Source organism: Pseudomonas sp. MN1F (genome assembly GCF_009391885.1).
GTDB lineage: Bacteria > Pseudomonadota > Gammaproteobacteria > Pseudomonadales > Pseudomonadaceae > Aquipseudomonas.
This window is the reverse complement of the sequence record NZ_VZII01000014.1, coordinates 1-11,942: the sequence shown is the minus strand read 5'-3', so window position 1 is coordinate 11,942 and position 11,942 is coordinate 1. Positions and strand designations below refer to the sequence as shown.

At 65.5% G+C, this 11,942-nt stretch carries 10 protein-coding genes and 1 tRNA gene; 3 read left to right on the top strand and 8 right to left on the bottom strand.

Annotation, left to right across the window (positions count from 1 at the left end; all coding sequences use genetic code 11):
• Window positions 1-4: 4 nt before the first annotated feature.
• The 7 genes from F6X59_RS09005 to F6X59_RS08975 form a co-directional block, all read right to left on the bottom strand.
• Complete coding sequence (locus tag F6X59_RS09005) at window positions 5-970, bottom strand: spore coat U domain-containing protein (protein ID WP_152955936.1); 966 nt, start codon at window positions 968-970, stop codon at window positions 5-7.
• Window positions 961-3,201, bottom strand: coding sequence for a fimbria/pilus outer membrane usher protein (locus F6X59_RS09000; RefSeq protein WP_256669183.1), 2,241 nt, complete (start codon window positions 3,199-3,201; stop codon window positions 961-963). The genes F6X59_RS09005 and F6X59_RS09000 overlap by 10 nt, the downstream gene beginning before the upstream one ends.
• Window positions 3,202-3,366: 165 nt before the next feature.
• Entirely contained in the window at window positions 3,367-4,143 is a 777-nt protein-coding gene (locus tag F6X59_RS08995) for a molecular chaperone (RefSeq protein WP_152955934.1), read from the bottom strand.
• Window positions 4,144-4,183: 40 nt separating this feature from the next.
• A complete protein-coding gene (locus tag F6X59_RS08990) occupies window positions 4,184-4,687 on the bottom strand; it encodes a spore coat U domain-containing protein (protein WP_152955933.1) in 504 nt (167 codons plus the stop codon).
• Between the two features lie 15 nt (window positions 4,688-4,702).
• Window positions 4,703-5,236: a spore coat protein U domain-containing protein gene (locus F6X59_RS08985; RefSeq protein WP_152955932.1), complete on the bottom strand. Its 534-nt coding sequence runs from the start codon at window positions 5,234-5,236 to the stop codon at window positions 4,703-4,705.
• 19 nt (window positions 5,237-5,255) lie between these two features.
• A complete protein-coding gene (locus F6X59_RS08980) occupies window positions 5,256-5,792 on the bottom strand; it encodes a spore coat U domain-containing protein (RefSeq protein WP_152956137.1) in 537 nt (178 codons plus the stop codon).
• Between the two features lie 19 nt (window positions 5,793-5,811).
• Entirely contained in the window at window positions 5,812-6,339 is a 528-nt protein-coding gene (locus F6X59_RS08975) for a spore coat U domain-containing protein (RefSeq protein ID WP_346653007.1), read from the bottom strand.
• Between the two features lie 270 nt (window positions 6,340-6,609).
• On the opposite strand from F6X59_RS08975, the gene F6X59_RS08970 reads away from it, so the two are divergent.
• From F6X59_RS08970 to F6X59_RS08960, 3 genes are read left to right on the top strand one after another with little or no spacing between them, the layout of a single operon-like run.
• Window positions 6,610-8,856: an ATP-binding protein gene (locus F6X59_RS08970; RefSeq protein ID WP_372240339.1), complete on the top strand. Its 2,247-nt coding sequence runs from the start codon at window positions 6,610-6,612 to the stop codon at window positions 8,854-8,856.
• A 15-nt stretch (window positions 8,857-8,871) separates the two neighbouring features.
• Window positions 8,872-9,333, top strand: a complete 462-nt coding sequence (locus F6X59_RS08965; RefSeq protein WP_152955930.1) for a response regulator — start codon at window positions 8,872-8,874, stop codon at window positions 9,331-9,333.
• A gap of 13 nt (window positions 9,334-9,346) precedes the next feature.
• Complete coding sequence (locus F6X59_RS08960) at window positions 9,347-11,734, top strand: hybrid sensor histidine kinase/response regulator (protein ID WP_152955929.1); 2,388 nt, start codon at window positions 9,347-9,349, stop codon at window positions 11,732-11,734.
• A 130-nt stretch (window positions 11,735-11,864) separates the two neighbouring features.
• Here F6X59_RS08960 and F6X59_RS08955 read toward each other — a convergent pair.
• A tRNA-Gln gene (locus tag F6X59_RS08955) sits at window positions 11,865-11,939 on the bottom strand.
• Window positions 11,940-11,942 lie beyond the last annotated feature (3 nt).

Here is an 11,942-nt window from a genome sequence, read left to right as displayed (position 1 = left end):
CAGGTTAGAACGCCACATCCAGGATCACATTGTCGACATAACTCGCCGCGGGTGGCGTGGCCTGGTCGGTGTAGACCTTGGCGTTGTAGTTGAACACCTGGCTGCCCGTCCCGGTTCCGTTTCCGGGGTTTACATCGGCATCGCTGCTCGCGCGCCGGGCGCTGGTCAGCGAACCCCAGCGCACGGTGCCGGCGCTCTTGAAGATGTCATAGTCCAGGTAGTTGCCGGCCGTGGATTTCATCCGCCGCCGCCCACCCGACACGTTCTCCCCATCATTCAAGCCCACCGTGTAGGCGCTGCCCTTGGTGCATGACAGGCTCACGCTCTGGCTCACCGTGCCAAACCCGGCCACCACCGGCGCACTGCCGAAGCTGATGCTGGGGGTGGTGATCTGGCAGTCGTTGCTCACTGTCAGGTTTACGATCATCGTCTGGCTGCCAGAACCGATATCTCGCCCCAGACAGATGCTGGCGACACCGATCCCGGAGCAGTAGTTCCAGCTCCAGGCGATGGTCAGGGTTTCCTGGTACAAACCCGCCGCGACATTGCTGCCGACCTGGGTCTTCATGTACAGCGGCACTGACTTGGGCGTGGTGCCATTCAACAACCCCAACAGATCGAGGATGCCGTTTCGGGCGAAGTCAAAGGCAACGCCGCGTGTGATCGGGTAGCTGGTGCTGTTGTCTGCGTACAGGGTGTACGCAATGACGTCGCCCGTCGGGCCGACCAGCCCGCTGGTAGACGAGGTGATGGTCGCGTAAAAATGGTCGTTGGAACTGAGCAGGCTCAGCAGCGACCCGGTGCACTGCAGCCCGGAGTTGGTACTCGAAGCGTTCTGCACCGTGGTACGTACCAGGGTCGAGTTGATCGTGCCGAACGCCGCTGGCGTGGTTGCCACCGACGAGCACAGCGCCCAGGCAGAACCTGCCGGCAACAGCAGCAGACTGCACAACAGCCGCTTCATTTGCATGGCAGCGGACCAATCAACGGGATCGAACCCGCCGACTCCGGCAAATCGAATTCGACCTGACACTGCCCTCCTCCTTCCACTGCAATCTGCAGGCGGTTGTGCGGCGACAGGTTTTCCAGGTACACCAGGCCATCCCAGCCGACCACCGCCTGGCTGCCGCTTTCCTGATGGCTGACCTTGCTGCCAAGCTTCAGCGGTTGCTGATTGGCATCGACCAGCTCGATGCTCGCCGCCAGCACGCGCTTGAGCGGGAACTCCAGCAGGTAGCCGCTGCCACGGCGCACCGCCACCCGTTGCTCCACCTCGGCGGCCAGCACATCGGGCGGCAGGTTCATCGGGTCGATCTCGTATTTGCCGCGGTAGTAGCCGCTGCTGTAAGGCACCAGCAAGTGACCGCTACGGTCGGTACGGCCGATTTCCTGGTTCTCGTAGCGCACCGGCACATCGGCGTAGCCACCGGTGCTGACCACCACGAAGGCATCGTCGATGCGGTTGGCGGCGTACACGCCGGAATCCATCCACACCAGCGAACCGCTGGCGTCGGCCCAGCGGGTCATCTCGCCGCTGCTGCCGTATACGCCGGCCTGCAGCTGCACCGATTGCAGGCGCCAGGTGACATCAGCCTGGCGATAGGCATCGCGGTCGCTGCCGCTGGCATAGCCGAGGTTATAGCCGACGCCGCCACCCACCGGCACGGCGCGGCTGTAATTGACCCGCTGCAGGCTCTCGCCGTCCTTGCCGTGTTCGGTGCCCACCGCCAGGGTGCCGCCGAAGTCGAACGGAATCACCACCTGCGCCTGCACCGCCCAGTTGCTGTCGCCGACCTCACGGTTAGCCGACAGGTACAGGCTGCTGTTGCCCCACAGCGGCTTGCTCCAGCTCAGGTTGATCAGCCGGGTGCGCGTGTCGTCGCCGGCACGCACATCGAAATAGCCGGCGCCAAGGCTGCCGTACTGGTCGAGGTTGACGCTCAGGGTCACCTGTTCGCTGCGCTGGCTCAGTTGCATGTCGGGGGTATCGACCCGGGTCAGGTCCGAGTACTCGCCATGCCGCTGCAGGCGCTGGTAGTTGAAGCCGAAGCGCTGGCTGTTGTACTGGTAACCGAGGGCAACCTGATGGCCCTTCTCGCCTTCGAACTGGCTCTGCGCCAAGGCGGCATTGAGCACACCGAAGGTCCCCAGGCGCATGTTGCCGCCCAGGCCGCCGAGCAGCAGCGACTCGGCAGTCTCGACATGGGTTTCGAGCGTGAAGCTGTCGCTGACGCCGTGGCGCAGGCTGGCCGAGGCAACACCGGTACCGTAGCCGAAATCTTCCACGGCATAGTCACGGCGCAGGCTGCCGGCGGCCACCGAGAAGTCCGACAGGCCTTTCTGCAGCAAGCTGCTGGTGACGTAGAACGGCAAGGTAGTGGACACCTGCCGGCCCAGGGCATCGGTGGTCACCACCACGGCCTCGCCGGCGCCGTTGATGAACGGCACGTTGGTCAGGGTGTAGGGGCCTGGCTGCAATTCGGCGGTGCTGGACTTGTAGCCGTTGATGAACAGGTCCAGCGACGTCGGCACCGCTGCTTCACCAGCAAAGGCCGGCAACGGATAGGTCACCAGATCCGGACGGGCGCCAAAGTCACGCGACAGTTGCACGCCGCCCACCCGCACCGAACTGGTCCAGGGCAAAGCCCCGGTCACGAAGTCGCCTGCCTCGTAAGTGAGCAGGCGCTGTTCATCGGTGAAACGCCAGGTGGTGTCATAACGCAGAAAGCCCTGCCGGTTGGCATCGCTCTGCGCGCCATTAAACGACTGGCGCCACTGGCCGGTGGTCGAGAACGTGCCCCAGCTGTCGAACAGGCGCAGTTCGTTCCAGGCTGCCAGGTAGGACCCGCCATCGTCGGTGTCGTTGAGGTACAGGTCGTAGTTGAACAAGGCGCCGAAGCTGCTGCGCGCCTCAGTGGCTGGATACAGGCCGCGATCACCGACCTGCTGGTCTGGCAACCAGGCCGGCGGCACCTGCAGCAGCAGGCGCTGGTTCTGGCTGTCGTAATCGCTGTGCAGGCCCGGCACATCGTCCAGCGCCAGCTCACCCTGCGGGTCGCCCGGCAGCTGGATACTGAGGTTGCGCAGCACATCGCTGTCCAGGTACAGGCGCCCGGCACGTTGCTGCACCGCTACCAGTTCAGCCCTGGGCACCTGGTTCACCAGCAAGTCGAGGTACAGCGTGGCGTCGGCGATGGCCATGGATTCGCTGGGCGGCGGTGGCAGGTCGTCGGCCAGCGCCAGGCAGGGGCCGAACAAGGTCAGCCCCAGGCACCAGCGGCGCGAAGCCCGCGACAGCCGTCTCACACACGGATTCCGACCATTGCCAGGTCCTCCATGGCCCATGCCCTTCATTCAGCGGCGGGCTCATTGCCCTTGCCGGATCGCTTCGGCCACTTCCTGGCCGTTCACCCTCCCCTTGATCACGCTGCCCGCGTTCGGCACCACCGGCGCCGGCCAGCGCATGCTGGCACCGGGCAGCACATAGCCAAGCAGGCCTTCGGCCAAGGGTTTGCCCTGGCCGCCCTGCAGCACCACCACATCGGTCAGGCGTGCATGCACCGGGCCGGTATTGCGCATTTCCACATAGGGTTTGCCCTGCACCGTCACCGGGCGCCAGCTGAGCTGCGGCTTGCCGATGCCGTCGGCGTTGCGCTTGCCCTGCGGGTCGGGCTTGCCCCACAAGCCTTCGCCATAGACGAACAACGGCACCGAATAGCGCATCTGCAGGCGGATCGCTGCGGTGGTGCCCTGGCTGGCAGTATCGGTGGGCATTGGCGAGGGGATCTCGTCGATGATGATGCGGTAGGCCTGCTCCTGGCCGACCGGCGAACTGCCCGTGCGGGTCAGGCGGATCAGCTGCTTTTGCCCTGGGGCAATGGTGGCCACGGGTGGGCTACCGATGATTTCGCGCTGGGCCTGGAACTGCTCCTGATAATCGCCCTGGCGCCAGGCGAACACCCGTACCTGCAAGCTGGCCGGCGCCGTGCCGCGGTTTTCCAGCCACAGGGCGCCGGCCTTCTGGTCAGCCTCCAGCACCGGGTCGATCGGCCAGATCAGCACCGAGGTGGCCGCCCCTGCCGGCAGGCTCGCCAGCAGCAACAGACCGATCACACCTTGCGCCCACTTCGCGCCTACCCCCATGCCACTCTCCTTGGTTTCTTTTTCTAGGCTGCTGGTGTGTTCACCAGGTCACCGACACTTGCACCACATCGGTGTAGGTCCCGGCCGGCAAAGTGCCAGGCAACTGGGTACGGCCATACACCGGCAACTTGATGGCCGTGGCGTCGGTGTAACTCACCGTCACGCTCTGGCCGATCCCCAGGGCCTGGCTGTAGGCCGCGTCCTGGTACAACTGGTAGGCCAGCACCTGCGTGCCGCCCGTGCGCTTGAGGTTGCGCGTACCACTGGCACTGTTCTGGCCGCCGTCCAGGCTCATGCTCATGGCCACCCCCGGGGTGCACTGGAAGGTCACCGTGGTGCCGCCCAGTGAAGTACTGAGGATGCCGGTGGACAGTGCCGACTGGGTGCCGAAATCGAGCACGCCATAGCTGGTCACCCCGCCCACCACCAGGCAGCCGGCAACGATCTGCGCGCTCACCTGGAAGGTACTGCTGGTCGCCGCATCCAGGGGCGCGGCCAGCAACATGCCGAGCCCCGTCAGGCCACCCGCGAGCCAGGCACGCATGGCGTTGAACATGGCTCAGAACGACAACTCGACAGCCACCGTGTCGGTGTATGTCCCGGCCGGTAGCCCTGCCTTGCCACGCGCCTGGCCATACAAGTTGACGGTTTGCGCCACGCCGGTGCTGGTCGGCAAGGTGATGGTGCCGTCGATGGCCAGCAACGTGGAGTGACCGGCATCGGTGTAGAAGTCGTAGGGCACGAAATTGCCAGCGCCATCAGCCAGCGCACGCGTACCACCCGTCGACTGGCCGTCATGGGACCCGGCGCGCACGCGGATCGCCGGGACCGTGCCTGCCGAGCACAGGATGCTCATGGCCCCGCCGCCGCCGCCCAGCACTTGGGCGTTGGCCGTGGTGAACAGGGCCTCCTGGGTACCGAAGTTGAGGGCACCGAAGTTCAACCCTGAGGTGCCGCCACTGCCGTTGACCTGGCACGCCGAGGTCAGGGTCAGGGTCGAGGTGATGGTCCCGGTCACCGTAGCGGCCTGGGTGTGAGCTGCCATGGCCAGGCCGAGGCCGGCGAGCATGCAACGGGTGAAAGTCGTTCGCATCGGAGTCTCCTTGCGTCGTTTACCAGTCCAGGGTCACTCTCAGGGTGTCGCGGTACAGCCCGGCCGGCAGCGCGCGCGGTTGCGCCACTACCACACCGTAGATGGGAACAGGGACCTGCTCGGTACTGCTGATGGTGAAAGCACGGGCCTGGCCGATGCCGTAGCGGCTATTGCCACCTGGGTCGACCGCCAGCTGATAGGGGATCATTTCGCGGCCGTTGCTCAGCCGACGCACGCCATCGTCGCCATTCAGGCCAGCATTGATGCGCACGTTGAACGCCCTCACCTCGGGCGTGCAGCTGATCTGCAAGCTGCCCTCGCCCACCGCCTCGTCAACCCGGCTGCGCAGCGGCGCATCCCAGTTCGGGCCGCGCTGGCCAAAGTCCATCAGGCCTGGGTTGCCCAGCGTAGCGGGCGGCTGATCACCACTGTTGATCTGGCAGGCGGCGCTGATCACCAGGCGGGCCTGGATGAACCCGGTGCTGGTGCCATGCGCCACGCCACTGGGCAACAGCAGCGGGCCGAGGCTGAGCAGCAGGATTGATGTGCGGTTCATCTTGTGCATGGCGGCCTCGCTACCAGGTGACCGTGACTTTGAGCAGGTCGGCGTACTGCCCGGCGCGGGGCACCCAGGCCAGCTTGTCGATTCGGGCGTAGAGCGGCAGCTCGACCGACCCACTGCCTGGCACACGTGCGGCATGCGGCTCACCCACCACCACGGGTTCGCGCCAGGCGGCATCACGGAACAGGCGATAGGGGATCGGCTTGGCCTTGGTGTCATGGCTGGCGAGAAAACGCAGTTCGCCGACACCGCCGTGCTGGCCACCGTCGACGCGCACCTGATAAGGCGTGTCTGGGTTGCATTCGAGGCGTGGCGGGCGCTGGCTGAGCAGTACGCCACTCAATGGCGCATCCGGGCCGTCCAGACGAGCGGTAGTGCCCAGGTCGATCCGACCCAGGGCCTGGGCGCCCGCGTCACGCTGCTGGGTGACCAGCATGCAGCCCCGCTGCACCAGTACCCGCACCTCGACCAGGAAGTCCGCCGCTACGGCACTGCCGCTCAACAACAGGCCAAACAGCGCGGCCAAAAAGCGTTCCGTCACTGGATGTTCCTTGTTTCTCTAGTGTGATTCTGAGCGTAGCAGCAGGTGGCAGAACCGTGATGGCTGGGTGCCATTCTTTTGTGCTAACGACAAAGCGCTGGCGCGCCGGCAAGAAATTTCCCAATCCAGGCGAACCCCTGGGCATCCCATGCCTCCAATGGCCATGAGCCGGCAAAGCGGTCGACATTCTGCTACGGTGCGCGGTAGCCAACAGCCGGCACCCGACGCAGGTAGTAGGCATGGAAGAACATCACAGGAGCTTTTCCATTGATGACAGACAAAGCACTCGCCGCAGCTGTGGAACGCTGCGCCGAGGAGCCGATCCAGGTCCCTGGCAGCATCCAGCCGCACGGCTTTCTGCTGGCACTGGATGAACACGACCTGTGCATCCTCCAGGCCAGCGAAAATGTCGAACGCTGGCTGGGTGTGACGGCCGCAGCACTGATCGGCTGCACCTTCGCCGACGTGGTCAGCGAAAGCTTCGACCTGCGCGCCCAGCTCGAACGCCTGCCCAACGACGACGCCTTCCCGTTCCATATCGGCGATGTGCGCTTGCGCCAGGGCGCGCCCTGCCGCGACACGCTGCGCCTGTTGGTCCATCGCCACGACCAGGTACTGATCGCTGAGTTCGAACCCTTCCGCCTGCCTGCCGACTTGGCCGATCCGGGCGACTACTACCCGATTGTGCGCGGTTTCGTCAGCAGCCTGCACAACGCCGACACCCTGCAAGAGCTGTTGCAGCAGTGCGTGGTTCAGGTCAAGCGCATCACCGGCTTTGGCCGGGTCAAGGCCTACCGTTTCGATGCCGAGGGCAATGGCCAGGTGCTCGCCGAACTGGCCGACGCCGGTTACCCGCGTTACCTCGGCCTGCATTTTCCCGCAGCGGACATCCCGCGTCAGGCCCGCGAGCTGTACCGGGTCAACCGCATCCGCGTGATCGAAGATGCCAACTACCAGGCCTCACCCCTGCTGCCGGCCACCAACCCACGCACCGGCAAGCCCCTGGACATGAGTTTCGCCGCCCTGCGCAGCGTGTCGCCGGTGCACCTGCAGTACATGCGCAACATGGGTACCCTGGCGTCGATGTCACTGTCGATTGTGGTCGATGGCCAGCTCTGGGGCCTGATCTCCTGCCACCACGCCCAGCCGCGCGCGGTCGAGCTGCGTACCCGCACGGCCTGCGAACTGCTGGCCAGCGTGCTGTCACTGCAGATCGAGGCCCGCGAATCGCACGCCAGGACTCGCCAGCTACTCGACCTGCGCCAGCACGTCGTGCGCATGATCTCCTCGATGGCCGACCACGACAGTGTCAGCGAAGGCCTGCGCGACTTGCCCGAGGTGCTGCTGGCCTTCGCCAGCGCCAGCGGCGCGGCGTTAATCTCCGCCGAGCGCTGCGACCTGATCGGCCAGACCCCGCCTGCGGCGCAGGTTACCGCCCTGGTGCACTGGCTGGAGCAACGCGGCGAGGAAACGGTATTCCACAGCGACAACCTGCGCCGAGACATCGATGAACTGCCAGAGCTGGCAGCCCATGCTGGCGGCGTGCTGGCAGTGGCCATCTCGCAGATCCACTCGCACTACCTGCTGTGGTTCCGCCCCGAGCAGGTGCGCACCGTCGACTGGGCCGGGCGGCCCGACAAGCAGATTGGCGCCCACGGTGCGCTCGACCCGCGGCACAGCTTTGATCGCTGGCAGGAGCAGGTCAGCGGCTACTGCGAACCTTGGGACCCGCTGGTCATCGAAGGCGTGCTCGAACTGCGTACGGCTGTGCTGGGTATCGTGCTGCGCAAGGCCGAGGAGCTGGCACAGCTGGCCAACGAGCTACGCCGCTCGAACAAGGAGCTCGAAGCCTTTTCCTACAGTGTGTCCCACGACCTGCGCGCCCCGTTGCGTCACATCGCCGGCTACTCCGAGCTGCTTGGCGAAATCGAGGGCCGCGCGTTGAGCGAGCGCGGCAAGCGCTATCTGCAACACATCGAGGAAGCCGCGCACTTCGCCGGCAGCCTGGTCGACAACCTGCTCAATTTCTCGCAGATGGGCCGCTCGGCCTTGCGCCTGTCGGATGTCGACCTCAACGCACTGGTCGATACCATCCGCCAGGACCTGGCCCCGGATTACCAAGGCCGCGAAATCATCTGGGACATCGCGCCGCTGCCCAAGGTGATCGCCGACCCGGCATTCCTCAACCTGGCCTTGCACAACCTGATCGCCAACGCCATCAAATACACCCGGGGCCGTGACCCCGCCCACATCGCGGTCCGCGCCCGCCAGCACCAGAGCGAGATCGAGGTGTACATCCGCGACAATGGTGTAGGCTTCGACATGGCCTATGCCAACAAGCTGTTCGGGGTGTTCCAGCGCCTGCACCGCATGGAAGACTTCGAAGGCACCGGGATCGGCCTGGCCAGCGTGCGGCGGATCATCGAGCGTCACGACGGGCGAGTCTGGGCCGAAGGCCAGGTCGACCAGGGCGCCAGCTTCCACTTCACCCTGCCCCGTCACCCGGCAACTACCTGAGGTACCCGTATCACCATGCTCAAGCCCATCCTGCTGGTCGAAGACAACCCCCGCGACCTGGAGCTGACGCTGCTGGCCCTGGAGCGCAGCCAGCTGGCCAACGAAGTGATCGTTCTACGCGACGGTGCCGATGCCCTCGACTACCTGCTGCGCCGCAACACATACGCCGAACGTGCCGATGGCAACCCGGCCGTCCTGCTGCTCGACCTGAAGCTGCCGAAGGTCGATGGCCTGGAAGTGCTCAAGGTGGTGCGTGCCACGCCCGAACTGCGCAGCATACCCACCGTGATGCTGACCTCCTCGCGGGAGGAGCCCGACCTGCTGCGGGCCTACGAGCTGGGGGTCAATGCCTATGTGGTCAAGCCGGTGGAGTTCAAGGAGTTCGTCGCGGCGATTTCCGACCTCGGCGTGTTCTGGGCAGTGCTCAACGAACCACCACCCGGCTCGCTGCGCCTGAACCGCCGTGGCAGCCACTGAGGCCCCCGCAAAGATGTTACCGACACCGCTCAAACTGTTGATGGTCGAAGACAGCTCGCTCGACGCCGAGCTGACCCTGATGCGCCTGGAGCGCAGCGGGTTGCAGGTGCAATCGCAGCTGGTATTCGACCATGCCGGGGTCGAACACGCCCTGCTTGAAGCCAGTTTCGACCTGATCCTTTGCGACTGCGTGCTGCCCGGCTCTTCCGGTACCGAGGTGCTGGCCATCGCCCAGCGCCTGGCGCCCGACACACCGTTCATTTTCCTCTCCGGCATCTATGGCGAAGAACATGCGGTTGAGATGATTCGCCTGGGCGCCACCGACTATGTGCTGAAGAAGAACCTGCCGCTGCTGCCCAAGGCCGTGCGCCGGGCCCTGTCTGAAGTGCTGGAGCGCCAGCGCCGGCGCCGTGCGGAAGAGGCCCTGGCCGATGTCGAGGCACGCGCGCGCATTGCCATCGATGCCGCCGGCATGGGCACCTGGGACTTCCGGCCGCAACAGGGCCTGCTGATCTGGGATGACCGTTGCAAGGCCCTGTTCGGCCTGCCGGTCGAGACCGAGATGAACCTTGGGGTGTTCTACGCCGGCATCCACCCCGACGATCAGGCCAAGGTGCGCGAAGCCGTGGAGCAGGCCATGCGCCCGGACAGCGACGGCCTGTACCGGGTCGAGTTTCGCATTGTCCAGGCCAATGGCCTGGAACCGCGCTGGCTGCTCAGCAGCGGCCAGTGCCAGTTCGTCGACGGCCAGTGCACGCGGTTTACCGGCGTGCTGCAGGACATCCATACCCAGCGCCAGGCGACCCAGGCACTCAGGCAGCTCAACGAGATGCTCGGCGAACGGGTCGAGCGCCGTACCCGCGAACGCGACCGCGCCTGGGAGCTGTCCCAGGACTTGCTTGCGGTGCTCAACAAGGACCTGACCCCGGTGGCCCTCAACCCGGCCTGGGAGGCCAGCCTGGGCTTTTCCCGCGAACGCCTGAGCCAGGCTTCGCTGCTGCACCTGCTGCCCGAAGTGGATCAGGAGGCGTTGCTCACCGAGCTGGCCGCCCTCGCCCATGGCCGCACCAGCGCCCGTTTCGTTGGCCGGATCCAGCACGCCGGTGGCCAGTTGCGCTGGTTGTCCTGGGTGGTGGTGCCAGAAGACACCCTGCTCTACGTGGTGGCGCGGGACATCACCAGCGAGCGGGACACCGCCTTGGGCCTGGCCGAAGCCAATACCCGCCTGCGTGAACAGATTACCGAACGCGAACGTATCGAGGCGGCGCTGCAGCAGATGCAGCGGCTGGAGGCCGTCGGCCAGCTCACCGCCGGCGTCGCCCACGACTTCAACAACCTGCTCACGGTCATTTTGACCGGCGCCAGCTTCCTTGAGCGCGACTTGGCCAAGGGCGACCTGGACAAGGCCCGCAGCCGCCTCACGCATATCCGCGAAGCCGGTGAGCGCGGCGCCAAGCTGACCTCGCAACTGCTCGCCTTCTCCCGTCGCCAGCGCCTGGAGCCGGTGCCGCTGAACCTGAACCGCACCCTCTGCGGCCTGGAAGAACTGCTGCGTCGCACCCTCGGCGGCAACATCCGGGTGCGCCTGGACCTGGACCACAGCCTGTGGCAGGCGCTGACCGACCCGACCCAGACCGAAATGATCATCCTCAACCTGGCGATCAACGCCCGCGACGCCATGCCCGACGGCGGCCAGCTGACCCTTGCGACCCGCAACACACGCATCAAGGCCCGCCCGCAGCGCCCGGAGGACCCGGAGCCCGGCGAGTACGTGATGCTGAGCATCCGTGACACCGGCTGCGGCATGAGCGAAGAGGTGCTGGCCAAGGTGTTCGAGCCGTTTTTCACCACCAAGGACATCGGCAAGGGCTCCGGCCTGGGCCTGGCCCAGGTGTTCGGTTTCGCCAAGCAGTCCGGCGGCGGTGTGCGCATCGACACCGAGCCTGGGCATGGCACCCAGGTGGCGGTGTACTTGCCGGCGGTGAAGCAGGAACTGGCGATCGACCCTGTAGCGCCAACCGCCCCCCTGGCAATCGATGACAGTGGCCGGGACCGCACGGTGCTGCTGGTGGATGACGATCACCTGGTGCGCGACATGCTCGGTGACGTGCTACGCCAGTATGGCTACCAGGTGCGCCAGGCACACAGTGGGGAGCAGGCGCTGGCCCTGCTGGACGACGATATCGACCTGCTGCTGACTGACTTTGCCATGCCTGAATTCAACGGTGGCCAACTGGCCCTGGCGGCGCGCGAACGCTATCCGCGGTTGCCGGTGGTGTTCCTGACCGGGTATGCGGAGTTGGAAGGGCTGGAAGTGCCAGGGAGCCTGGTGATGCAGAAGCCGGTGCTGGCCGATGAACTGGCCAGGGTACTGAATGAGCTGCTGCGGGTAGCGGGTTAGATTCGCTGTGCCTGTACGGGCTCTTTGCGGGGTAAAACCGCGAAGAGCCCGTGCAGGAAACAGAAACGGCAAAATCCAGCGCCGGCGTTCGCCTGCACTGATTGAGAAATTTAATATTTGAAGAAAAAAATGGCAGGGGCGACTGGATTCGAACCAACGCATGGCAGGATCAAAACCTGCTGCCTTACCGCTTGGCGACGCCCCTGTA